The organism is Pseudomonas kermanshahensis, from assembly GCF_014269205.2.
GTDB classification, from domain to species: domain Bacteria; phylum Pseudomonadota; class Gammaproteobacteria; order Pseudomonadales; family Pseudomonadaceae; genus Aquipseudomonas; species Aquipseudomonas kermanshahensis.
Genome location: NZ_JABWRY020000001.1, coordinates 4,688,507 through 4,711,474 on the forward strand (window position 1 = coordinate 4,688,507; position 22,968 = coordinate 4,711,474).

The window sequence follows — 22,968 nt, forward strand, 5'->3', positions numbered from 1 at the left end:
GTACTGGCCTTATCGCCGGCAAGCCAGCTCCCACAGGCACTCCACAGGCCTTGAAGCTGTTGCTCAACCTGTGGGAGCTGGCTTGCCGGCGATAGGGCCGGAACAGGCGAATAAAATCAGCTGCCAGGCATCCGCGCCGCCGCAAACGCCTGCAACTGCGGATAAAACTCGCGAAAGTCCGCCATCAATGGCTCATACAACCGCTCCAACTCAGGCATCACGCCAGCCATCCCCTCGGGCCGCGACAACCGCCGCGCAATGCCGTTGAACACCTGCTCCAGGGTCGCAAAATCGCCATACGCCCCCAGCCAGTCATCGGCCGCCATGAACGGTGCAATGCGCGCCAGGCGCCCGGGCAACTCAGGCTCCGCCAGCAGCACCCGATAGAAATCACCGGTGAACTGCGCCAACGGCTGCTGGGCATAGTCGGCCCAATGCCGCGCCAGGCAATGATCGAAAAACACATCCAGGACAATGCCGGCAAACCGCCGCCGCTGCACAGGGAACCGTGCCAGCGCGGCCAGCACCAGCGGGTGACGGTCGGTGTAGCTGTCGATATGCCGATGCAGGCGGATAGCGGCTTCCAGCGCCGGAGGAAAGCGCCCTTCCAGCGAGCCCTTGACGAAATCGCCATACAGGCTGCCGAGCAATTGCTGCGGCGCGGGGCCGCCGAGGTGCAAGTGTGCGAGGTAGTTCATGGCGTCAGTCTAGCACCGCCAACGCCTATATCGTTATAACGCGATATAGCGATTGGTGCTCAGCTCAGAACCTCTTCATATTTGTATATCGCGAAATACCGATTTACATTCCCCCTATCGCAATCGAACGCTTCACCATGAGCCACACCCCAATGCCCCTCGATCTAGACGACATAATAAAAGCCCTGGCCCACCCGGTCCGGCGAGAAATCCTCGACTGGCTGAAGGACCCGGCAACGCAGTTTCCTGACCAGCACCACAGCACCGAACACGGTGTCTGTGCCGGGCAGATCGACCAACGCTGCGGCCTGTCGCAGTCGACCGTTTCTGCTCACCTGGCCATCTTGCAGCGCGCCGGCCTGATCAGCAGCCAGAAGATCGGCCAATGGCACTTCTTCAAACGCAATGAGGAGACCATTCAGGCCTTCCTCGAACAGTTGAGCCAAGCGCTCTGAAAAGGAAACCGCATGACTACGCTCTTCGACCCTATCACGCTGGGCGACCTGCAACTGCCCAACCGCATCATCATGGCCCCGCTGACCCGCTGCCGCGCCGATGAAGGCCGGGTGCCCAACGCACTGATGGCCGAGTACTACGTGCAACGCGCCAGCGCCGGGCTGATCCTCAGCGAGGCGACGTCGGTCACGGCGATGGGGGTCGGCTACCCAGACACCCCAGGCATCTGGAACGACGAACAGGTGCGTGGCTGGAACAATGTCACCAAGGCCGTGCATGGCGCAGGCGGGCGCATCTTCCTGCAACTGTGGCATGTGGGCCGCATTTCCCACCCCAGCTACCTGAACGGCGAACTGCCGGTGGCCCCCAGCGCGATTCAGCCCAAGGGCCACGTCAGCCTGGTGCGCCCGCTCAGCGACTACCCAACCCCGCGGGCGCTGGAAACCGAAGAGATCGGCGACATCATCGAGGCCTACCGCAGCGGCGCCGAAAACGCCAAGGCCGCAGGTTTCGATGGTGTGGAAATCCACGGTGCCAATGGCTACCTGCTCGACCAGTTCCTGCAAAGCAGCACCAACCGGCGCACCGACCGTTACGGTGGCTCGCTGGAAAACCGCGCACGCTTGCTGCTGGAAGTCACTGACGCCGCCATTGAAGTGTGGGGGGCCAACCGCGTAGGCGTGCACCTGGCGCCGCGTGCCGATTCACACGACATGGGCGACGCTGACCGTGCCGAAACCTTCACCTACGTGGCACGCGAACTGGGCAAGCGCGGCATCGCCTTCATCTGCTCACGCGAGAAGGAAGCCGACGACAGCATCGGCACGCTGATCAAAGAGGCCTTTGGTGGCCCGTACATCGTCAACGAGCGCTTCACCAAGGCCACTGCCAATGCCGCGCTGGCCACTGGCAAGGCGGATGCCGTGGCGTTCGGTGTGCCGTTCATTGCCAACCCCGACCTGCCAGCGCGCCTGGCAGCGGATGCGCCCTTGAACCAGGCACACCCGGAAACCTTCTATAGCAAGGGGCCGGTGGGGTATATCGACTACCCACGGATGTGATCGGGTAGACGCAGCCTTGTGCTGCGAAGAGGCCGGCGCAGGCTTGCACGTAACGGTTATGCCTGCACTGGCCTCTTCGCAGCACAAGGCTGCTCCTACAGGGCACGCGGGGTCTTCAGGGGCGCGCTTTGATCTGCTGCTGCAGGTTCTGGATCTGGCTCTGCAGCGTGTTGATGCTGCGGGTGGTCTGCCCGCGGAAGGCATCGAACTCCTGCACCGAGGCACCGCCCGACGACGCCGCCGGGCGATTGTCGACCTGGCTCTTCAACACCAGCATGTCCTGCTCCAGGCTCTGGATCGCCGCGCTCGGGTTACCCTGCTTTTTCAGCGCTGCCACTTCGTTGCTCAGGCTCTTGAGCTGGTCATCCAGCTTGCCACCGTCCGCCTGCGCGGCCTTCAACGCTGCCACGTCATTGCTCAACGCCTTGAACTGGGCATCCAGCTTGCCGCCATCGACCTGGCCCGACTTCAACGCCGTCAGCTCGCCATTCACCAGCTTCAACTGTGCCTGCAACTGGGTTTGCAGCTCGGTCACAGCCTTCTGTTGTTCACGGGTATCGGCCAGCACCTGCTCCAGGCGCTTGCCCAGGTCGCCGGTCTGCCCGGCCACGCCTTGCTGCAACTGACGAATTTGCAACTTCAAGGCCTCGCTGCCGGTATTGACCGAAGACTCACTGGCCTCCACCTTGCCGCTGATCGCCTGCAGTCGCCCGGCCGCCTCTTCACTGATACGGGCGAAGCTTTCTTGGGTCGCGACCAGTTGCTGCTCCATCAGCGAGATCTGCTGGAAGCTCCACCAGCCCAACCCCGCCAAGGCAATCAGTGACGCCACCAACAGCGCCCACAAAGGTGCCGTACTGGCCCCCCGCTCGGCTTTCTGCCGGCTGCGCATCACGTGCGCGGGTATCAGTTCATCATCGTCGGGCGTGCCGGCCCTCAGGGTAGGCACATCATCGTAATCGTCGTGAGCAGGCTTACGCATGAGTACATTCAACCGCGGTAGTCGCAAAGAGGCACGAGTATAAACCGCTCGCGCGGCGTGTTGATGACCATCGTTGCATCAGCCGATTTTCAGGCCTTCGGGCTGGTGCTTCCACCAACCGCAGAATTCGTCGAGGGCCGTCCACAGGCTGACCTTGGGCTGGTAGTCCAGGTACTGCCGTGCGCGGCTGATATCCAGGGTGAAATCGCGGCTCATCACCTGCATGCCCATGCGCGACAAGGTGGGCTGCGGCCGCCCCGGCCAGAGCATGCACGCCGCTTCGTTGAGCGCCGCCAGGCTGTAGGCCAGGCCGTAGGAGCGGTACCGGGTCACTTGCGGCAAGTGCATCTGGCGCATCACGTAGTTGACCACATCCCACAGTGGCAACGGGTGGCCATTGCTGATGTTGTAGGCTTGGCCCAGGGCGCGGTCGTCGGCGAACAGGGCACTGAGCAACGCCTCGTTGAGGTTGTGCACGCTGGTGAAGTCGACCTTGTTCAGGCCGTTGCCGATGATCGCCACGCGGCCCTTGCGTTGCATCTGCATCAGCCGCGGGAAAATACTGGCATCGCCAGCCCCAGTAACGAAGCGCGGGCGCAGCGCCAGCACTTCCAGGCCGAACTCCTGGGCACCGAACACCTTCTGCTCGGCCAGGTGCTTGGTCAGCGCATAGTGATCGTGAAAACGGCGCGGCACCTGGTCCTCACGGATGTCCAGGCGCGAACGGCCATTGAAGTAGATCGACGGCGACGACAGATGCACCAGGCGCCGCACATGCTCCTTCAGGCAACCCTCGACCACGTTTTCGGTGACCACCACGTTGCCCTGGTGAAAATCCTGGTAGCGCCCCCAGTTGCCCACCGCGCCTGCGCAGTGCACCACCGCTTCGACGCCCTGGCACAGGCGCCGGGCCAGCTCGGCATCGCCCAGGTCGCCGGGGATGAACTGCGCGCCGCGCTTGACCAGGTGCTCGACACCTTCGGCACGTCGGCCGCTGACCCGCACGTCCAGGCCCTGCTCCAGGGCAACGCGCGCAAAGCGCCCGCCGATGAAGCCGCTCGCGCCGGTGACCAGAATTCGCATGTAAGACTCCGCCTTGCCAGATTTCAGATGCAACTGACGCCGGCCGTGGCTACAAGGGCACCAGCCATTGCCGTGCCGTGTGCCGCAGGTGATCGGTCAGTTGCGCGAGCAGTTGCCCGCCATTGCGCCAATGATGCCAGTACAGCGGCACATCGATGGGAGTATCGGCGCATATTTCTACCAATTGCCCGCTGGACAGTTGCTCGCGCGCCTGCAATTCAGGCACCAGCCCCCAGCCCAACCCCGCCTCGGTCATGCGCAGGAACCCTTCGGACGAGGGGCACAAGTGGTGCAGGAAGCCGTCCTCGATACCCAGCGATGCCAGGTAGCGGTGTTGCAGGAAGTCGTCCGGGCCGTACACGATCGCGGGCGTGCGTGCCAAGCGCTTGACCTCGAACCCACGGGGGAAATGCCGCGCCATGAACACCGGGCTGGCCAGTGCACGGTAGCGCATCGCGCCCAGCGGCAGGCTGCGCGCGCCAGCCACTGGCCGTTCGCTGCCACACAGGCAGGCCGCCACTTCACCGGCACGCATGCGTTTAAGGCCAACTTCCTGGTCCTCCACCACCAGGTCGGTGAGCACGTTCTGTTCGGCACAGAACCGGCCGACCGCGCCCGCCCACCAGGTGGCCAGGCTGTCGGCGTTAAGGGCAATCCGCAAACGCTCCGGCATGCCCTCCTCGTCCAGCGCAGGCACCTGGCGTTGCAGGTCGCGCTCTAGCAGACGCACCTGCTGCACATGGTTGAGCAACTGGCGCCCGACCTCGGTCGGGCTCGGGGGCGTGGCCCGCACCAGCACCGGCTGGCCAACCCGTGCTTCGAGCAGCTTGATGCGCTGGGAAATGGCCGATTGCGACAGCCCCAGTACCTGCGCTGCACGCTCGAAGCCGCCTTGCTCGATCACCGCCGCAAGGGCGGCCAGCAGCTTGTAGTCGAACATCGATATCCCTAATGCCTGATCAGCTTTATTTGTTTTTCTTATACAGCGCCAATCACCACAATAGCCAGCATCGTTTATGGCTCATTTTCTGGAGTACACCGCCATGTGGCAAAGCTATCTGAACGGCATGCTGGTGGCCTTCGGCCTGATCATGGCCATCGGCGCACAGAACGCCTTCGTCCTCGCGCAAAGCCTGCGCCGCGAGCACCACCTGCCGGTGGCGGCCCTGTGCATCGTCTGCGACGCCCTGCTGGTCGCTGCCGGGGTGTTCGGCCTGGCCACGGTACTGGCGCACAACCCGACCCTGCTGGCCATCGCCCGTTGGGGCGGCGCGGTGTTCCTGCTCTGGTACGGCGCCAAGGCGCTGCGCAGCGCCTGCTCCAAGCAGAGCCTGCAGCACCAGCAAGGCCAGGGCATGCGCTCGCGCCGGGCGGTATTGCTCAGTGCACTGGCCGTGACCTTGCTCAACCCCCATGTGTACCTCGACACCGTGCTGCTGATCGGCTCGCTCGGTGCCCAGCAGACAGTGCCCGGGGCCTATGTGGCGGGGGCGGCCAGTGCTTCGCTGCTGTGGTTCTCGACCTTGGCGATCGGTGCGGCCTGGCTGGCACCGTGGCTGGCGCGGCCAGCGACCTGGCGGATGCTCGACCTGATGGTGGCGGTGATGATGTTCGCGGTGGCGGCGCAGCTGATTTTTAGCTGAATGGGGACGTGTTTGGCACAGCAGTTTCAGCGCCTGAGGCCCGTGGCATTGCACGCGTTAGCCTCAGGAATAATTGGCCCGAAAAATGTAGGAGCAGCCTTGTGCTGCGAAGCGCCGCGCAGGCGGCGCTCGATCTTCCAGGCGATACAAACACCGCGACAAACACCACTGGTCGGCACCGGCCAACCGCTCTGGAACCTCTATTCCCTATCTTTGTTGCGTGGTTATGCGCCGGGCCCGGTGCTATGATCCAGCCCTCGCGTCGCAAAGAGTACAAACTCGCCGACGTTGATCGGGCCGCCCGTGATCGGCCTTGCGCAAACCGCAAATAGACCTGAATCAGGAGATCCACCATGGCTTTTGAATTGCCGCCGCTGCCGTACGCCCACGATGCCCTGCAGCCGCACATCTCCAAGGAAACCCTGGAGTATCACCACGACAAGCACCACAACACCTATGTCGTGAACCTGAACAACCTGGTCCCAGGCACCGAATTCGAAGGCAAGACCCTGGAAGAGATCGTCAAGACCTCTTCGGGCGGTATCTTCAACAACGCCGCTCAAGTCTGGAACCACACCTTCTACTGGAACTGCCTGGCGCCTAACGCCGGTGGTCAACCGACCGGTGCCCTGGCCGAAGCCATCAACGCCGCTTTCGGTTCCTTCGACAAGTTCAAGGAAGAGTTCACCAAGACTTCCGTCGGCACCTTCGGCTCCGGCTGGGGCTGGCTGGTGAAGAAAGCTGACGGTTCCCTGGCCCTGGCCAGCACCATCGGCGCCGGCAACCCGCTGACCAATGGCGACACCCCGCTGCTGACCTGCGACGTCTGGGAACACGCCTACTACATCGACTACCGCAACGTGCGTCCGAAGTATGTCGAGGCGTTCTGGAACCTGGTCAACTGGGCTTTCGTTGCCGAACAGTTCGAAGGCAAGACCTTCAAGGCCTGATGCATATCCAGCCTTGAACGAAGAACCCGGCCTTGGTGCCGGGTTTTTTTATGGGCCTGTAACAGCCTCTTGCTCAGCACGGATTGCACGCTAACATCAAACCTCTGGAAACTTGATACAGCGCACTCAAGTTGCAGGGCCAGGCGACCGATATACTGCCCAGGACAACCCCGCTTCTCGCGCTGTGTCCGTGGCACACCGGCCGATAGTGTATTGGTTTCATTGATGGCAAAATGATGCCATGCGCATGGATTAAGGAAACCCCATTGAAGCTGGAATTGCGGAACAGCTTGTCGGTCAAGTTGCTCAGGGTCGTGCTGCTGTCGGCGCTCGCAGTGGGCGTCGTGCTCAGTTGTGCGCAAATCGTCTACGACACCTACAAGACCCGCCAGGCTGTCGACAACGATGCCCAGCGCATCCTCGACATGTTCCGTGACCCCTCTACCCAGGCGGTGTACAGCCTTGACCGGGAGATGGGCATGCAGGTGATGGAAGGCCTGTTCCAGGACGAATCGGTGCGCATGGCGTCCATCGGCCACCCCAACGAAACCATGCTGGCCGAAAAGTCCCGCCCGCTGCAGGACATGTCCATGCGCTGGCTGACCGACCTGATCCTCGGCCAGGAACGCACCTACACCACCCAACTGGTCGGCCGCGGCCCCTACAGCGAATACTACGGTGACCTGAGCATCACCCTCGACACCTCGTCGTACGGCGAAGATTTTTTGATCAACGCCGTGATCATCTTCATCTCCGGCGTGCTGCGCGCCCTGGCCATGGGCCTGGTGTTGTACCTGGTCTACCACTGGCTGCTGACCAAGCCACTGTCGAAAATCATCGAGCACCTTACCCAGATCAACCCCGATCGCCCCAGCCAGCACCAGATCCCGCTGCTCAAGGGCCACGAGAAAAACGAACTGGGCCTGTGGGTGAACACGGCCAACCAGCTGCTCGCCTCCATCGAGCGCAATACCCACCTGCGCCACGAGGCCGAGAACAGCCTGCAACGCATGGCCCAATACGACTTCCTCACCGGCCTGCCCAACCGCCAGCAACTGCAGCAACAGCTGGACAAGATCCTTGTCGATGGCGGCCGCCTGCAGCATCGCGTCGCAGTGCTGTGCGTAGGCCTGGACGATTTCAAGGGCATCAACGAGCAGTTCAGCTACCAGGTCGGTGACCAGTTGCTGCTGGCCCTGGCCGACCGCCTGCGCGCCCACAGTGGCCGCCTGGGGGCGCTGGCGCGGTTGGGTGGCGACCAGTTCGCCCTGGTTCAGGCCAACATCGAGCAGCCCTATGAGGCTGCCGAGCTGGCCCAGAGCATCCTCGATGACCTGGAGGTGCCCTTCGACCTCGACCATCAGCAGATCCGCCTGCGTGCCACCATCGGCATCACCCTGTTCCCCGAAGACGGCGACAGCACCGAGAAGCTGCTGCAAAAAGCCGAACAGACCATGACCCTGGCCAAGGCCCGCTCACGCAACCGTTACCAGTTCTACATCGCCAGCGTCGACAGTGAGATGCGCCGCCGCCGCGAGCTGGAAAAAGACCTGCGCGAAGCCCTGCCGCGCAATCAGCTGTACCTGGTGTATCAGCCGCAGATCAGCTACCGCGACCACCGCGTGGTTGGCGTCGAGGCCCTGCTGCGTTGGCAACACCCGGAGCTGGGCATGGTCCCGCCCGACCAGTTCATCCCGCTGGCCGAGCAGAACGGCAACATCATCACCATCGGCGAATGGGTACTCGACCAGGCCTGCCGGCAGCTGCGCGAATGGCACGACCTGGGCTTCAGCGACCTGCGCATGGCGGTCAACCTGTCGACCGTGCAGTTGCACCACAGCGAACTGCCGCGCGTGGTCAACAACCTGCTGCAGGCCTACCGCCTGCCGCCGCGCAGCCTGGAGCTGGAAGTGACCGAGACCGGCCTGATGGAAGACATCAGCACCGCCGCCCAGCACCTGCTCAGCCTGCGCCGCTCCGGGGCACTGATCGCCATTGACGACTTCGGTACCGGCTACTCGTCGCTCAGCTACCTGAAGTCGTTGCCGCTGGACAAGATCAAGATCGACAAGAGCTTCGTCCAGGACCTGCTCGACGACGATGACGACGCCACCATCGTGCGCGCCATCATCCAACTGGGCAAAAGCCTGGGCATGCAGGTTATCGCTGAAGGCGTGGAAACCGCCGAGCAGGAGACCTACATCATCGCCCAGGGTTGCCACGAGGGTCAGGGCTACCACTACAGCAAGCCACTGTCGGCCCGCGAGCTGACCAGTTACCTCAAGCAGGCACAGCGCAATCAGGTGTCCATGCTGTAGCCCTGGCGGCCCCGGTTACAGGCCGTGACGGGCATTTACATGAATTGCGCGCTCGCCTCTTTACAGCAAATGCAAATCTTTCGCATGATGTTGCGGTTTCGCGTGCCATGGCGCACGGTCCAACCACACGACGCAGGGAAACCAACAATGATTCGAATGCCTCTGGCCTCCGCCAGTCTGCTGGCCATCGCCATCGCGCTCGCCGGATGTGGCGAAAAGGATGACAAGGCCGCTGCTCCGCAAGCTCAAGCGCCTGCTGCCGCCAGCACCACCGCCGCCGCGCCTGGGGCTGTCGATGAAGCGGCCGGCAAGGCCGTGGTCAAGCATTACGCCGACATGGTCTTCGCCGTGTACAGCGACTCGCTGAGCACCGCCAAGGCCCTGCAGACGGCTGTCGACGCGTTCCTGGCCAAGCCCAACGACGAAACCCTGAAAGCCGCCAAGGACGCCTGGGCCGCCTCGCGCGTACCTTACCTGCAGAGCGAAGCCTTCCGCTTTGGCAACACCATCATCGACGACTGGGAAGGCCAAGTTAACGCCTGGCCCCTGGACGAAGGCCTGATCGACTACGTCGACAAGAGCTACGAGCACGCCCTGGGCAACCCGGCGGCCAGCGCCAACATCATCGCCAACACCGAGATCCAGGTCGGCGAAGAGAAGGTCGACGTCAAGGACATCACCCCAGAGAAGCTGGCCAGCCTGAACGAGCTGGGCGGTTCCGAAGCCAACGTCGCCACCGGCTACCACGCCATCGAATTCCTGCTCTGGGGCCAGGACCTGAACGGCACCGGCCCAGGTGCCGGCAACCGCCCTGCTTCCGACTACCTGGAAGGCAACGGCGCCACTGGCGGCCACAACGACCGCCGTCGTGCCTACCTGAAGGCGGCCACCGACCTGCTGGTCAAGGACCTCGAAGAGATGGTCGGCAACTGGGCACCGAACGTTGCCGACAACTACCGCGCCACCCTGGAAGCCGAGCCGGTCAACGACGGCCTGCGCAAGATGCTGTTCGGCATGGGCAGCCTGTCGCTGGGCGAACTGGCGGGCGAGCGCATGAAGGTCTCGCTGGAAGCCAACTCGCCTGAAGACGAGCAAGACTGCTTCAGCGACAACACCCACTACTCGCACTTCTACGACGCCAAGGGTATCCGCAACGTCTACCTGGGCGAGTACACCCGCCCGGATGGCACCAAACTGACCGGCCCGAGCCTGTCGTCGCTGGTGGCCAAGGTTGACCCGGCTACCGACGCCACCCTGAAGGCCGACCTGGAAGCCACCGAAGCGAAGATCCAGGTGATCGTCGACCATGCCCTGAAAGGCGAGCACTACGACCAACTGATCGCTGCCGACAACGCCGCTGGCAACCAGGTCGTGCGTGACGCCATCGCCTCGCTGGTCAAGCAGACCGGCGCGATCGAACAGGCTGCAGGCAAGCTGGGCATCGCCAACCTGAACCCGGATACTGCGGATCACGAGTTCTGATTCGGCTGTAGCGGTTCTGGAAAAGGCGACCTTAGGGTCGCCTTTTTTGCTTCTGGCCCTTTCGCGGGCAAGCCCGCTCCCACCAGGACGGCATGATTCCTGAGATCTGTGTGGGAGCGGGTTTACCCGCGAAGAGGCCGGCACAGGCAACAGATGTAGCTGACACTGATTTCATCCAGCAATTGCAAATTGCTCTTATTCAAACATCCCCACTTTGCTAAGCTTGCACGCCGGTTTTTCGCTCACGCCCAGGATCCTTGATGTCCTCGTCGCTGTTCAGACTCTCTCCCCTGCTGCTGGCCTTTGCCCTCGCCGCCTGTGACGACGCCCCGCGTTTCACCCAGGCAGAGCCCGGCGAAGCGCTGTCGGGTGGCAAGGCGACGGTGCAGCGCAGCGATCGCAATGCCTATTCCCTGCCCTCGGCCAACCTTTCGCCCGAGCGGCGCCTGGACTTCGCCGTCGGCAACAGTTTTTTCCGCAACCCCTGGGTGATCGCCCCGTCCACCACCACCGCGCGTGATGGCCTCGGCCCGCTGTTCAACACCAATGCCTGCCAGAACTGCCACGTGCGCGATGGCCGCGGTCACCCACCCGAGCTCGATGACAGCAACGCGGTGTCGATGCTGGTGCGCCTGTCGATCCCCGACCAGCCTTACCTGGCCAAGGTGGTAGAGCGCCTGGGCGTGGTCCCCGAGCCCGTGTACGGCACCCAGTTGCAGGACATGGCTATCCCCGGCGTGGCGCCGGAGGGCAAGGTCCGCGTGACCTACGCCAACCAGGCCGTCACGTTCAAGGACGGCCACCAGGTCGAACTGCGTCGCCCCAGCTTGCAGATCACCCAGCTGGGCTACGGGGCAATGCACCCTGACACCCGCTTCTCGGCCCGCGTTGCGCCGCCGATGATCGGCCTCGGCCTGCTCGAAGCCATCCCCGAAGCCGACATCCTCGCCAACGAAGACCCGGACGACCGCAACCGCGACGGCATCCGCGGGCGAGCCAACCGGGTCTGGGATGATGCCCAGGGCAAGACCGTGGTGGGCCGCTTCGGCTGGAAAGCCGGGCAACCCAACGTCAACCAGCAGAACGTCCATGCGTTTGCCGGCGACATGGGCCTGACCTCCACCCTGCAACCCAAGGACGACTGCACCGCAGCGCAAGTCGACTGCCTGGCCGCGCCCAATGGCGATGGCATGGGGGGCGAAAAGGAAGTCAGCGACAACATCCTGCGCCTGGTCACCTTCTATACCCGCAACCTGGGTGTGCCTGCCCGTCGTGACGTGGGTGCGCCGCAGGTGCTGGCAGGCAAGAACCTGTTCTTCCAGGCCGGTTGCCAGGGCTGTCACACCCCGCAGTTCACCACCGCCGCAAACGCGACCGAACCTGAGCTGGCCGGCCAGGTGATCCGCCCCTACAGCGACCTGCTGTTGCATGACATGGGGCCGGGCCTGGCCGATGAACGTACCGAATTCGCGGCCAATGGCCAGGACTGGCGCACCCCGCCGCTGTGGGGCATCGGCCTGAGTGAAACGGTCAGTGGCCACAGCCAGTTCCTGCACGACGGCCGCGCCCGCAACTTGCTCGAAGCCGTGCTCTGGCACGGTGGCGAAGCCGAAGCGGCACGTAATTTCGTCCTCACCTTCAATGCCGAGCAGCGTGCTGCGCTGCTGGCTTTCCTGAACTCACTTTAAAACGCGCAAGGAGCCGGGCATGTTCCGACCCAAACTGTTGTTCACCAGCCTCGCCGCACTCGCCCTCGGTGCCTGCTCGCCGCAGGACCCGCAAGCCGTGACCTCCGCCGCCATCGCCAAGCAGGTGATCCTGCCGACCTACAGCCGTTGGGTCGAAGCCGATCGCCAGCTGGCCGTCAGCGCCCTGGCCTATTGCGAAGGCAAGGCGAACCTGGACACCGCCCGCGCCGACTTCCTCACTGCGCAAAAAGCCTGGGCCGAGCTGCAACCGTTGCTGGTCGGCCCGTTGGCCGAAGGCAACCGCGCCTGGCAGGTGCAGTTCTGGCCCGACAAGAAGAACCTGGTCGGCCGCCAGGTCGAGCAGTTGGTCAACGGTGACAAACCCGTCGACGCCGCTGCCCTGGGCAAGGCCAGCGTCGTGGTGCGCGGCCTGTCGGCTTACGAGTACATCCTCTTCGACAGCAAGCCAGACGTTGCCACGGCAGAGCAGAAAGCCCGCTACTGCCCACTGCTGGTGGCCATCGCCGAGCACCAGAAGGCCTTGGCCGAAGAGATCCTCAAGGGCTGGAACAGCACCGACGGCATGCTCTCGCAGATGACCAAGTTCCCCAACCAGCGCTACGCCGATTCCCACGAGGCCATCGCCGACCTGCTGCGCGCCCAGGTCACCGCCCTGGATACCCTGAAGAAGAAGCTTGGCGCCCCCATGGGCCGCCAGAGCAAGGGCATTGCCCAGCCGCTGCAGGCCGAAGCCTGGCGCAGCCACGCTTCGCTCAAAAGCCTGGAGGCCAGCCTCAAGGCCGCCCAGGCGGTCTGGGTCGGGGTCGACAACAAAGGCTTGCGTGGCCTGTTGGGCAGCGACCAGAAAGCCTTGGCAGACAAGATCGACGACGCCTACGCCACCGCGCTCAAACAGCTGGCCGACAATCAGAAAACCCTCGGCGAGTTGCTGGCCGACGACGCCGGCAAGCAGACCCTCAACCAGATCTACGACAGCCTCAACGTTGTCCACCGCCTGCACGAAGGCGAGCTGGCCAAGGCGTTGAACATCCAGCTGGGCTTCAATGCCAACGACGGTGACTGATCATGCTGCGACGCCAGGCCCTCAAACTCGGTAGCGTACTGCTCAGCGCCCTCACCCTGGGCGGCTGGAGCCTGTTCCGCAACAAAGGCAGCGAACCCCTGCTGCTCTCGGCGCGCGACGACGGCGATGGCAAGCATTACGCCGTCGGGTTCCGCCTGGACGGCACCCAGGTGTTCAGCACCCCGGTTGCCCAGCGTTGCCATGCCATCATCAACCACCCAACGCTGCCGATCGCCCTGTTCGTCGCCCGCCGCCCAGGTACCGAAAGCTACCTGGTCGACCTGCGCGATGGGCGGCTGCTGCAAACCGTGGTCTCGCAGCCCAACCGCCACTTCTACGGCCATGCGGTCATCCACAAGGGCGGGGAATGGCTGTACACCACCGAGAACGACACTACCGACCCGGGTCGCGGCGTGCTCGGTGTGTACCGTTTCGAAGGCGAACGCTTGGTGCACAGCGGCGAGCTGTCGACCCACGGCATCGGCCCGCATGAAGTGGCCTGGCTGCCGGACGGGGAAACCCTGGTGGTGGCCAACGGTGGCATCCGCACCGAGGCCGAGAGCCGCGTGGAGATGAACCTCAACGCCATGCAACCAAGCCTGGTCCTGATGCAGCGCGACGGCACCCTGCTGAGCAAAGAAACCCTCGCCCAGCAAATGAACAGCGTGCGCCACTTGGCAATTGGCGACGACGGCACCATTGCCGCCTGCCAGCAATTCATGGGCGACGCCGACGAAACCGCCGAGCTGCTGGCAATCAAGCGCCCGGGCGAGCCGTTCAAGGCCTTCCCCGTGCCGGAGCGGCAGTTGCAGGCCATGGCCCAGTACACCGCCAGCGTGGCGATTCACAGCGACCTGCGGCTGGTGGCGCTGACGGCGCCGCGGGCCAACCGGTTGTTCGTCTGGGACTTGGACAGCGGCGCGGTGAAGCTGGATGCGCCGATGCCAGATTGCGCCGGGGTTGGCGCGGTGAAGGATGGCTTTGTCGTGACCTCCGGGCAGGGGCGTTGCCGGTTCTACGATTGCCGCAAGGCTGAGCTGATCGGGCAACCGATGGACCTGCCTTCCGGGTTCTGGGACAACCACCTGCACCTGGCCTGATTATCACCGGCCTTGTAGGAGCGGCCTTGCGTCGCGAAAGGGCTGCGTAGCGGCCCCAGCAATTTCTGCATTAACGCTGAGATCCTGGGGCCGCTACGCAGCCCTTTCGCGACGCAAGGCCGCTCCTACAGGGACCGCGTAAAATTAGCGGTTCAATTCCTTTCCCCCACTTACAAAAAACAGTCAATACTTCCCCCATCCACACGTGGGCAGGATCGCCCGTTGTCGTGTCATAACGAATAACAACCACGCTTCCAAGGAACCGGACCTATGCTTCGCCGCCGCATGCTCATCATGTTGGCCGTCGTTCTGCTGATCGTGTTGGCCCTGGGGGGCTACAAGGCCTTCTCGATCTACCAGCAGATCCAGGTGTTCACAGCCCCCAAGCCGCCGATCACCGTGGCGGCAGCGCTGGCCGAAGAACGCCAGTGGCAAGAACGGCTGCCCGCCGTCGGCAGCCTCAAGGCCCTGCAAGGCGTCGAGCTGAGCCTTGAGGTGGAAGGCATCGTCAAAAGCCTGCACTTCGACTCCGGGCAGAAGGTCAAGGCCGGGCAACTGTTGCTGCAACTCAATGACGAACAGGAAACCGCCCTGCTCGGCACCGCCCAGGCCGACCTGGGGCTGGCCAAGGTCGATTTCGGCCGCGGCAGCCAGCTGGTCGGCGACTCGGCCATCTCCCGTGGCGAGTACGATCGCCTTACCGCCCAGTACCGGCGCAACCAGGCCGTGGTCGATCAGCTCAAGGCCTCGAAGACCAAAAAAAGCATCAGTGCGCCCTTCAGCGGCACCATCGGCATTCGCCAGGTGGATGTCGGCGACTACCTGGCCGCTGGCACGGTGATCGCCACCCTGCAAGACCTGTCCAGCCTCTACGTCGACTTCAACGTGCCCGAGCAGGCCCTGCCGCACCTGAGCCTAGGCCAGCAGGTGCTGGTGCAGGTCGCCGCTTACCCGGGCCAGACCTTCACCGCCAGCCTCAGCGCCATCAACCCCAAGGTCGAGGAAAGCACTCGCAACCTGCTGGCCCGCGCAACCTTGGCCAACCCTGACGGCAAGCTGCTGCCTGGCATGTTCGCCAACCTGCTGATCCTGCTGCCCGCGCCACAGCCGCGGGTGGTGGTGCCGGAAAGCGCCATCACCTACACCCTCTATGGCAACTCGGTGTATGTCGCCACCCCGAAAAAGGACAAGGACGGCAACCCGGAAAAAACCGACGACGGCCAACCCCCGCTCATCGCCGAGCAGCGCACCGTGCAGACGGGCGAGCGCCGCGACGGCGTGGTGGTGGTCAGCAAGGGCCTGCAGGCCGGCGAGCAGGTGGTCACCGCTGGGCAACTCAAGCTCACACCCGGCGCGGCGATCCGCATCAGCCAGGACAAGGCGCTCATACCTGAGCAAGGTGCTCCTGACCCAGGCAAGGCTGATCAAGGCACCCCGCACAACGACTGACAGGAGGCAGGCATGGCGTTCACCGACCCGTTCATCCGTCGCCCGGTCCTGGCCAGCGTCGTCAGCCTGCTGATTCTGCTGCTGGGCTTTCAGGCCTGGAGCAAACTGCAGATTCGCCAGTACCCGCAGATGGAAAACGCCCTGATCACGGTGACTACCGCGTACCCCGGTGCCAACGCCGAGACCATCCAGGGCTACATCACCCAGCCGCTGCAACAGAGCCTGGCCAGCGCCGAAGGCATCGACTACATGACCTCGGTGAGTCGGCAGAACTTCTCGATCATCTCCATTTATGCGCGCGTCGGCGCCGACAGTGACCGTTTGTTCACCGAACTGCTGGCCAAGGCCAACGAGGTGCGCAACAAGCTGCCGCAAGACGCCGAAGACCCGGTGCTGAGCAAAGAGGCCGCCGACGCCTCGGCGCTGATGTACATCAGCTTCTACAGCAAGGAAATGAGCAACCCGCAGATCACCGACTACCTGTCCCGAGTGATCCAACCCAAACTGGCCACCCTGCCGGGCATGGCCGAAGCGGAGATCCTCGGCAACCAGGTGTTCGCCATGCGCATCTGGATCGACCCGGTGAAACTGGCCGGCTACGGCCTCTCGGCCACCGACGTGACCAACGCCGTGCGCCGTTACAACTTCCTCTCGGCCGCCGGTGAGGTAAAAGGCGAGTACGTGGTCACCAGCATCAATGCCAGCACCGAGCTCAAGTCTGCCGAAGCGTTCGCTGCCCTGCCAGTCAGGACCAGCGGCGACAGCCGGGTGCTGCTGGGCGATGTGGCACGGGTCGAAATGGGTGCAGAAAACTACGACACGGTCAGTTCGTTCGACGGCATCCCTTCGGTCTACATCGGCATCAAGGCCACACCGGCCGCCAACCCGCTGGAGGTGATCAAGGAAGTCCGGCGCATCATGCCGGAACTCGAAAGCCAGTTGCCCTCGGCGTTGAAGGTGTCGATTGCCTACGACGCCACGTTGTTCATCCAGGCCTCCATCGACGAGGTGATCAAGACCCTCGGCGAAGCGGTGCTGATCGTCATCGTCGTGGTATTCCTGTTCCTCGGCGCGTTGCGCTCGGTGCTGATCCCGGTGGTGACCATCCCGCTGTCGATGATCGGCGTGCTGTTCTTCATGCAGATGATGGGCTACTCGCTCAACCTGCTGACCCTGTTGGCGATGGTGCTGGCCATCGGCCTGGTGGTAGACGATGCCATTGTCGTGGTGGAGAACATCCACCGGCACATGGAAGAAGGCAAGACGCCGTTCGACGCGGCGCTGGAAGGTGCACGGGAAATCGCCATGCCGGTGGTGTCGATGACCATCACCCTGGCCGCGGTGTATGCCCCCATCGGCTTCCTGACCGGGCTCACAGGCGCGTTATTCAAAGAATTCGCCCTGACCTTGGCCGGTGCAGTGATCATCTCCGGCGTCGTCGCCCTGACCCTGTCACCGATGATGTGCGCGCTGTTGCTGCGCCAGGAACAGAACCCCTCGGGCCTTGCCCATCGCCTCGACCTGCTGTTCGAGCGCCTCAAGGTGCGCTACCAGCGCCTGCTGCACGCCACCCTGGACAGCCGGCCGGTGGTGCTGGTGTTCGCCGTGATTGTCCTGTGCCTGATCCCGGTACTGCTCAAATTCACCCAGAACGAGCTGGCGCCCAACGAGGACCAAGGGGTGATCTTCATGATCAGCAGTTCACCGCAGCCGGCCAACCTCGACTATCTCAACGCCTACACCGACCAGTTCACGCCGCTGTTCAAAGCCTTCCCCGAGTATTACTCGTCGTTTCAGATCAACGGTTTCAACGGTGTGCAGAGCGGCATTGGCGGCTTCCTGTTAAAGCCCTGGAACGAGCGCGAGCGCACGCAGATGGAGCTGCTGCCGCTGGTGCAGGCCAAACTTGAAGAAATCGGCGGCCTGCAGATCTTCGGCTTCAACCTGCCGTCGCTGCCCGGTACCGGTGAGGGCCTGCCGTTCCAGTTCGTGATCAACACCGCGGGGGACTACCCGGCCCTGCTGGACGTGGCCCAACGTATCAAGACACGCGCCCAGGCATCGGGCAAGTTCGCCTTCCTCGACATCGACCTGGCCTTCGACAAACCGGAAGTGGTGGTCGACATCGACCGGGCCAAAGCGGCACAGATGGGCGTCTCGATGGACGCCCTGGGCGGCACCTTGGCCACCCTGCTGGGCGAGGGGGAAATCAACCGTTTCACCCTGGAGGGCCGCAGCTACAAGGTGATTGCCCAGGTCGAGCGGCCGTACCGCAACAACCCCGGCTGGCTCAACAACTACTACGTGAAGAACGACCAGGGCCAATTGCTGCCACTGTCGACCCTCATCACCCTCAGCGACCGCGCCCGCCCGCGCCAGCTCAACCAGTTCCAGCAGTTGAACTCGGCCATCATCCAAGGCGTGCCCATGGTCAGCCTGGGCGAAGCGCTGCAGACCGTGCAGGCCATCGCCCGCGAAGAAGCCCCGGAAGGCTTCGCCTTCGACTATGCCGGGGTGGCGCGCCAGTATGTTCAGGAAGGCAGCGCGTTGTGGGTAACCTTCGGTCTGGCGCTGGCGATCATCTTCCTGGTGCTGGCGGCGCAATTCGAAAGCTTCCGCGATCCGCTGGTGATTCTGGTGACCGTACCGTTGTCGATCTGCGGGGCGCTGTTGCCGCTGTTCCTGGGTATTTCCAGCATGAACATCTATACCCAGGTCGGGCTGGTGACACTGATCGGGCTGATCACCAAGCACGGTATTCTGATCGTCGAATTTGCCAACCAGTTGCGCGAAGAAAAAGGCCTGAGCGTGCGTGAGGCAATCGAGGAAGCGGCCGCCATCCGCCTGCGGCCGGTACTGATGACCACGGCGGCGATGGTGTTTGGCATGGTGCCGTTGATTCTGGCGACCGGCGCAGGGGCAGTGAGCCGGTTCGATATCGGCACGGTGATTGCGACCGGGATGTCGATCGGGACGTTGTTTACCTTGTTTGTGCTGCCTTGCATCTACACCTTGCTGGCGCACAAGACGGTGGCCAAGGCACCTGTGCCAGCTGACATTGCCCGGTAGGAGCAGCCTGGTGCTGCGAAGAGGCCGGTAGCAGCAGCGAAGATTCAGGGTGTTTTCACCGGCCTCTTCGCAGCACAAGGCTGCTCCTACCGGAATCGTAGTTGGCCGAGGGCACTCACAAACAAAAAAACCAGAGGCCCCGCTATGCAGGGCCTCTGGTTTTCAAGCACCACCCAGGTTCAGCCGAACGGCCGCAATCCCTGACGCATACCGAACAGGAACAGCAACAGGTCCTGGTCCGGCTTGACCTGTTCCTGCGGCTTTGCCACACGTGGCAAAGCGCACTGGTCAGCCATCTCGGCCTTGCTGAACACCGTCGGCTTCGGCTCTTCCCAGGCAGCCACCGCCACGGTGGTCACGGCCAATCCAGCCACCAGGAACAAAGCTCGAGCGATTTCTAGTTTCATTGCCCTAACCCTTTGACAACGCTGCCAAACGCCATTTGGTAAAAATAGAGCAATGTCTGCCATTCCGCATCAGTGAACGACGAGTGGCGGCGCAGCTGACGCAGGTCATTCGCCGCCGCACGTTGGCAGCTGATGCGCCGCCGGCACTTCTCAAGGTCCAGCAAAGCGACTTCGACCCGGGCCTGTTCGCCCTCGCCGATCACCTTGACGAACACATGCTTGCCGTACAGGCAGCCGTGCTGCCAGTGCCCCAGGTGCATACGCGCCAGGTTATCCGCCAGGTCCTTGAGCATGCGCTCTTGCACCGCCTGAGGGTAACGCTCGCGGGCACCTTCGGCATGCCAGGTGTCGAGCTCGACAAAGCCATCCAGCGCTTCGCTGACCAGCAGCGCGCGCCATTGATGATCGGCATCGCGCTCGGCACCACAAAAGACGATGTGCGGAACACGTACACCCAATTGCTCGAAGCTGTTGATGGCATCGAGTTCACGCAAAACGGTCGGCCGGCCAAAGGGGTGCAGCAGGCTGCGGTAAATGTGCCCGACCTGGCGCTTGGCATACAGCAGTTTGCCGTTGGCATCGTTGAGGCGTTGCACGCCACTTTCGCCGCCACGCCGCTGGTTGGGTTCCTCGACCCATTCGCCCTGCTGGCGCCAGTAAAAATCGAACCGCGACTCCCCACTCTGGGCTACAGCCATCAAACACTACCCCTTACGCAATACATAGACTCGCCACATGGCATAGAACGGCAGGAAGTCCAAGCGTTCCTGGATTCTGAAACCGGCGGCCTCAAATTCTTCTTCGACCGTGTCCGCTGGTAACACGAAACGATTCTGGTAATTGTCCTGTTCGGCCTTGGCGCTGCGACGCTGTTCGAGCTTTTTCCGGCGCCACGCTTTGAAGTTGCCGTCCACCCACAGCGACAGAATCACACTATCACGGCTAACTCTTTGAAATTCCGAAAGAATTGTCTTTCTGTGGGCCGCTTCGCCGATGTGATGGAACAGCCGCATGCAGAAAATGCTGTCGACCGAATTGTCAGGAAGGTCAATGGCGAACGCAGAAGTCTGCAAGGGGCGTACCCGGGCGACCACCTCTGGCGGTTGCGCGGCACAGGCTGTCTCGATCATCGCCTCGGAGTTGTCGGCGCCGATGATGACTCGGTTGGGTTTTTCCGCCAGCAACGGCCAGAAGCGCCCAGCACCGCAGGGCAGGTCAAGGACCAGGCCCGGCTCACCGGCCAACGCCAAGGCGCGACGTGCCAACTGCTCGTCACGCTTGTGGGAAAGGCGTCGGGCCAGGCCATCCTGATGCTTGAGAAAATACTCGCGCGCGTGGTCTTTGTCGTATTTCTCGGAAAATTCAAGCTTGATGGGGCTACGCATTGGGCATCTCCTGACTCCAGTGCGCTCACCTTAGGTAAGCAAGCGTTGGAATCAGGTTATGCCAATGTGAAAAAAGTGTTAGTTCTTTGGAGAGGTATTACCAAAAATTACCCGACCAACCCCGAAGGGCTGCCCTTCTCCACACTTTGGCTCAGGTCCACCTGAAAGCGGCAGCCGTGCGGCAAGGTCGAGGTCAGGGTGACGCGCCACCCCTGGTCGTCACAGATGCGCTGCACCAGCGACAAGCCCAAGCCCAGCCCTTCGCCACGCCGCTCAGCGCCGCGCACGAAGGGTTTGAACATCGCCTCGCGCTGCTCCTCGGGGATGCCCACGCCACTGTCCTCGACGCTGAACCCATTCGCTTCCAGGCTCAGGCGAATGTAACCGCTGTCGGTGTAGTGCGCGGCGTTGCGCAGCAGGTTGCCCATCACCGATTGCAGGAACGTCGCGTTGTACAGCACCGGGCTTGCGCTGACACGGCCGTCGAAATACAGCGTGAGCCCCTTCTGCTCGATCGTTTCGCGCCAAACCCCAGTGAGTTCATCCGCAACCTCGCGCAAGGTCGCTTGGGAGGCCACGGCACCCTCATCGCGTTGGGCGCGGGCAAGCATCAGGAAGGTCTTGACCAGTTCGCGCATTTCTTCGGTCGCCCGCGCCACCCGCTCGACCTGGCTACGTGCACGCGGGTCCAGTGCCTGGTTTTCCAGCAGCAGCTCACACGACGTGGCCAGCACCATCAGCGGGGTTCGCAGCTCGTGGCTGACGTCGCTGGTGAACAGCCGCTCGCGGGTCAAGGCGTCGCGCAAGCGGCCCAGCGTGTCGTCGAAGGCCACAGCCAGCTGGCCCACTTCGTCGGCCGCGTAATCGGGTGCCAGCGGCGGTGCCAGGCCGAGTAGCTGGTCGCGGTGGCGCACTTGACGCGCCAGGCGGATCACCGGTGCCATCACCCGGCGCGCCACCAGCCAGCCCAGGATCACGGCCAGCACCAGGCTGAGCACAAAGCCGACGACCACAACGGCGAACAGCACACGCTCGCGCTCTTCGAAGTCGCTCTGGTCCTGCAGCAGTACGTAGCGCCGGCCATCGACGATCTCGACCATCGCGTGGTACGACAGCTGGTCGCGAAACACTTCGTGGAAGCCCCTGTCGAGGTGGCGCAAGTCTTTGGGCAACTCGAAATCGTCACGCCCGCCACTGAAGTAGAACAGCTGGTCCGGACGCGGCCGATGGCTCCAGTCACTGACGCTGTCCATGCGCAACAGGCGTTGCAGGTCGCCGCCCAGCACGCTGGAAATCAGCCGCTCTTCAACCAGGTGCACCGTGGCGACGATGCCGAAGGCGAAGGCGCCGGCCACCAGCGCGCTCATCAACGCAAAGGCGATGATGATGCGCTGGGCAAGGCTTTGCTTAAACTCCATCGCGGCCCTCGGCGAGGCGATAGCCGACGCCATGGACGGTATGAAGCAGCGGTTTTTCGAACGGTTTGTCGATCACCTGGCGCAACTGGTGCACATGGCTGCGCAGGCTGTCGCTGTCAGGGCAGTCGTCGCCCCACAGGGCTTCTTCCAGTACTTCGCGTCGCAGCACGTGTGGGCTTTTCTGCATCAACACGGCAAGCAGCTTGAGGCCGACCGGGTTGAGTTTGAGCAGGCGGCCTTGGCGCGTGACTTCCAAGGTGTCGAGGTCGTAGCTCAGGTCGGCGACCTGCAAGGTGCGACGCCCACCTCCCTGGGCACGGCGCAGCACCGCTTCGATGCGCGCGGCCAGCTCCGACAGCGCAAACGGCTTGAGCAGGTAATCGTCGGCACCCGAGCGGAAGCCTTGCAGGCGGTCGTCCAGCTGATCGCGGGCGGTGAGCATGATCACCGGGGTGTCACGCCGGGCGTCTTCGCGCAGGCGTTTGCACAGGGTATAGCCATCGATGCCGGGCAGCATGATGTCGAGGACGATCAGGTCGTAGTGCTCGGTGGCCGCCAGGTGCAAGCCCGACAACCCGTCCTGGGCGCAATCGACGGTGTAGCCTTTCATGCCGAGGTAATCGGCCAGGTTGGCAAGAATATCGCGGTTGTCTTCAACCAATAGAATGCGCATCGGGTTCTCCTGTGCGGCGCTT

20 protein-coding genes are annotated in these 22,968 nt (G+C 63.1%); 11 read left to right on the forward strand and 9 right to left on the reverse strand.

Annotation, left to right across the window (positions count from 1 at the left end; genetic code table 11):
- Positions 1-116: 116 nt before the first annotated feature.
- Positions 117-698 (reverse strand): acyl carrier protein phosphodiesterase, encoded by a 582-nt coding sequence (locus HU764_RS20990; protein WP_186702513.1) that lies wholly within the window; start codon positions 696-698, stop codon positions 117-119.
- Positions 699-850: 152 nt separating this feature from the next.
- Here HU764_RS20990 and HU764_RS20995 point away from each other — a divergent pair, with 152 nt between their 5' ends.
- A complete protein-coding gene (locus HU764_RS20995; RefSeq protein WP_099430348.1) occupies positions 851-1,153 on the forward strand; it encodes an ArsR/SmtB family transcription factor in 303 nt (100 codons plus the stop codon).
- A 12-nt stretch (positions 1,154-1,165) separates the two neighbouring features.
- Positions 1,166-2,215, forward strand: a complete 1,050-nt coding sequence (locus HU764_RS21000; RefSeq protein ID WP_186702512.1) for an alkene reductase — start codon at positions 1,166-1,168, stop codon at positions 2,213-2,215.
- Between the two features lie 115 nt (positions 2,216-2,330).
- Here the strand turns inward: HU764_RS21000 and HU764_RS21005 are convergent, their stop codons facing one another.
- From HU764_RS21005 to HU764_RS21015, 3 genes are all read right to left on the reverse strand, one after another.
- Positions 2,331-3,197 carry an ATPase gene (locus HU764_RS21005; protein ID WP_099455217.1) on the reverse strand — a complete coding sequence of 289 codons (867 nt, stop codon included), beginning with the start codon at positions 3,195-3,197 and terminating at the stop codon, positions 2,331-2,333.
- A 78-nt stretch (positions 3,198-3,275) separates the two neighbouring features.
- Positions 3,276-4,280, reverse strand: a complete 1,005-nt coding sequence (locus HU764_RS21010) for an NAD-dependent epimerase/dehydratase family protein (protein ID WP_186677680.1) — start codon at positions 4,278-4,280, stop codon at positions 3,276-3,278.
- A gap of 49 nt (positions 4,281-4,329) precedes the next feature.
- Positions 4,330-5,226, reverse strand: a complete 897-nt coding sequence (locus tag HU764_RS21015; protein ID WP_172960427.1) for a LysR family transcriptional regulator ArgP — start codon at positions 5,224-5,226, stop codon at positions 4,330-4,332.
- 97 nt (positions 5,227-5,323) lie between these two features.
- Here HU764_RS21015 and HU764_RS21020 point away from each other — a divergent pair, with 97 nt between their 5' ends.
- From HU764_RS21020 to HU764_RS21060, 9 genes are all read left to right on the forward strand, one after another.
- A complete protein-coding gene (locus HU764_RS21020; protein WP_027594052.1) occupies positions 5,324-5,923 on the forward strand; it encodes a LysE/ArgO family amino acid transporter in 600 nt (199 codons plus the stop codon).
- A 353-nt stretch (positions 5,924-6,276) separates the two neighbouring features.
- On the forward strand, positions 6,277-6,873 hold the full coding sequence (locus HU764_RS21025; protein ID WP_027594051.1) for a superoxide dismutase: 597 nt from the start codon (positions 6,277-6,279) through the stop codon (positions 6,871-6,873).
- Positions 6,874-7,139: 266 nt separating this feature from the next.
- Positions 7,140-9,191, forward strand: coding sequence for a putative bifunctional diguanylate cyclase/phosphodiesterase (locus tag HU764_RS21030; RefSeq protein WP_027594050.1), 2,052 nt, complete (start codon positions 7,140-7,142; stop codon positions 9,189-9,191).
- 147 nt (positions 9,192-9,338) lie between these two features.
- Positions 9,339-10,673, forward strand: a complete 1,335-nt coding sequence (locus HU764_RS21035; protein ID WP_027594049.1) for an imelysin family protein — start codon at positions 9,339-9,341, stop codon at positions 10,671-10,673.
- 260 nt (positions 10,674-10,933) lie between these two features.
- On the forward strand, positions 10,934-12,361 hold the full coding sequence (locus HU764_RS21040; RefSeq protein WP_186702511.1) for a di-heme oxidoreductase family protein: 1,428 nt from the start codon (positions 10,934-10,936) through the stop codon (positions 12,359-12,361).
- 19 nt (positions 12,362-12,380) lie between these two features.
- Positions 12,381-13,445, forward strand: coding sequence for an imelysin family protein (locus tag HU764_RS21045; protein ID WP_099430352.1), 1,065 nt, complete (start codon positions 12,381-12,383; stop codon positions 13,443-13,445).
- 2 nt (positions 13,446-13,447) lie between these two features.
- Positions 13,448-14,545 carry a DUF1513 domain-containing protein gene (locus tag HU764_RS21050; protein ID WP_186702510.1) on the forward strand — a complete coding sequence of 366 codons (1,098 nt, stop codon included), beginning with the start codon at positions 13,448-13,450 and terminating at the stop codon, positions 14,543-14,545.
- Positions 14,546-14,815: 270 nt separating this feature from the next.
- Positions 14,816-15,994, forward strand: coding sequence for an efflux RND transporter periplasmic adaptor subunit (locus HU764_RS21055; RefSeq protein ID WP_186702509.1), 1,179 nt, complete (start codon positions 14,816-14,818; stop codon positions 15,992-15,994).
- A gap of 12 nt (positions 15,995-16,006) precedes the next feature.
- Positions 16,007-19,063, forward strand: coding sequence for a multidrug efflux RND transporter permease subunit (locus HU764_RS21060; RefSeq protein WP_186677688.1), 3,057 nt, complete (start codon positions 16,007-16,009; stop codon positions 19,061-19,063).
- A 179-nt stretch (positions 19,064-19,242) separates the two neighbouring features.
- Here the strand turns inward: HU764_RS21060 and HU764_RS21065 are convergent, their stop codons facing one another.
- The 5 genes from HU764_RS21065 to colR form a co-directional block, all read right to left on the reverse strand.
- Complete coding sequence (locus HU764_RS21065) at positions 19,243-19,470, reverse strand: hypothetical protein (RefSeq protein WP_099455225.1); 228 nt, start codon at positions 19,468-19,470, stop codon at positions 19,243-19,245.
- Complete coding sequence (locus HU764_RS21070; protein ID WP_027594042.1) at positions 19,467-20,168, reverse strand: lipopolysaccharide kinase InaA family protein; 702 nt, start codon at positions 20,166-20,168, stop codon at positions 19,467-19,469. The genes HU764_RS21065 and HU764_RS21070 overlap by 4 nt, the downstream gene beginning before the upstream one ends.
- A 6-nt stretch (positions 20,169-20,174) precedes the next feature.
- Positions 20,175-20,855 (reverse strand): class I SAM-dependent methyltransferase, encoded by a 681-nt coding sequence (locus tag HU764_RS21075; protein ID WP_027594041.1) that lies wholly within the window; start codon positions 20,853-20,855, stop codon positions 20,175-20,177.
- A 107-nt stretch (positions 20,856-20,962) separates the two neighbouring features.
- Positions 20,963-22,273, reverse strand: a complete 1,311-nt coding sequence (locus tag HU764_RS21080) for a sensor histidine kinase (RefSeq protein WP_186677699.1) — start codon at positions 22,271-22,273, stop codon at positions 20,963-20,965.
- Entirely contained in the window at positions 22,263-22,946 is a 684-nt protein-coding gene (colR, locus tag HU764_RS21085) for a two-component system response regulator ColR (RefSeq protein WP_003255215.1), read from the reverse strand. Before colR ends, HU764_RS21080 begins: the two co-directional genes overlap by 11 nt.
- Positions 22,947-22,968: the final 22 nt, after the last annotated feature.

What these genes read in the sequence shown, in the direction of transcription:
- HU764_RS21035 (WP_027594049.1), top strand. Translation starts at nt 9,339, where the DNA reads ATGATTCGAATGCCTCTGGCCTCCGCCAGTCTGCTGGCCATCGCCATC.
- HU764_RS21010 (WP_186677680.1), bottom strand. Translation starts at nt 4,280, where the DNA reads ATGCGAATTCTGGTCACCGGCGCGAGCGGCTTCATCGGCGGGCGCTTT.
- HU764_RS21005 (WP_099455217.1), bottom strand. Translation starts at nt 3,197, where the DNA reads ATGCGTAAGCCTGCTCACGACGATTACGATGATGTGCCTACCCTGAGG.
- HU764_RS21050 (WP_186702510.1), top strand. Translation starts at nt 13,448, where the DNA reads ATGCTGCGACGCCAGGCCCTCAAACTCGGTAGCGTACTGCTCAGCGCC.
- HU764_RS21055 (WP_186702509.1), top strand. Translation starts at nt 14,816, where the DNA reads ATGCTTCGCCGCCGCATGCTCATCATGTTGGCCGTCGTTCTGCTGATC.
- HU764_RS20995 (WP_099430348.1), top strand. Translation starts at nt 851, where the DNA reads ATGCCCCTCGATCTAGACGACATAATAAAAGCCCTGGCCCACCCGGTC.
- HU764_RS21065 (WP_099455225.1), bottom strand. Translation starts at nt 19,470, where the DNA reads ATGAAACTAGAAATCGCTCGAGCTTTGTTCCTGGTGGCTGGATTGGCC.
- HU764_RS21075 (WP_027594041.1), bottom strand. Translation starts at nt 20,855, where the DNA reads ATGCGTAGCCCCATCAAGCTTGAATTTTCCGAGAAATACGACAAAGAC.
- HU764_RS21040 (WP_186702511.1), top strand. Translation starts at nt 10,934, where the DNA reads ATGTCCTCGTCGCTGTTCAGACTCTCTCCCCTGCTGCTGGCCTTTGCC.
- HU764_RS21045 (WP_099430352.1), top strand. Translation starts at nt 12,381, where the DNA reads ATGTTCCGACCCAAACTGTTGTTCACCAGCCTCGCCGCACTCGCCCTC.
- HU764_RS20990 (WP_186702513.1), bottom strand. Translation starts at nt 698, where the DNA reads ATGAACTACCTCGCACACTTGCACCTCGGCGGCCCCGCGCCGCAGCAA.
- HU764_RS21020 (WP_027594052.1), top strand. Translation starts at nt 5,324, where the DNA reads ATGTGGCAAAGCTATCTGAACGGCATGCTGGTGGCCTTCGGCCTGATC.
- HU764_RS21000 (WP_186702512.1), top strand. Translation starts at nt 1,166, where the DNA reads ATGACTACGCTCTTCGACCCTATCACGCTGGGCGACCTGCAACTGCCC.
- HU764_RS21070 (WP_027594042.1), bottom strand. Translation starts at nt 20,168, where the DNA reads ATGGCTGTAGCCCAGAGTGGGGAGTCGCGGTTCGATTTTTACTGGCGC.
- HU764_RS21025 (WP_027594051.1), top strand. Translation starts at nt 6,277, where the DNA reads ATGGCTTTTGAATTGCCGCCGCTGCCGTACGCCCACGATGCCCTGCAG.
- colR (WP_003255215.1), bottom strand. Translation starts at nt 22,946, where the DNA reads ATGCGCATTCTATTGGTTGAAGACAACCGCGATATTCTTGCCAACCTG.
- HU764_RS21080 (WP_186677699.1), bottom strand. Translation starts at nt 22,273, where the DNA reads ATGGAGTTTAAGCAAAGCCTTGCCCAGCGCATCATCATCGCCTTTGCG.
- HU764_RS21060 (WP_186677688.1), top strand. Translation starts at nt 16,007, where the DNA reads ATGGCGTTCACCGACCCGTTCATCCGTCGCCCGGTCCTGGCCAGCGTC.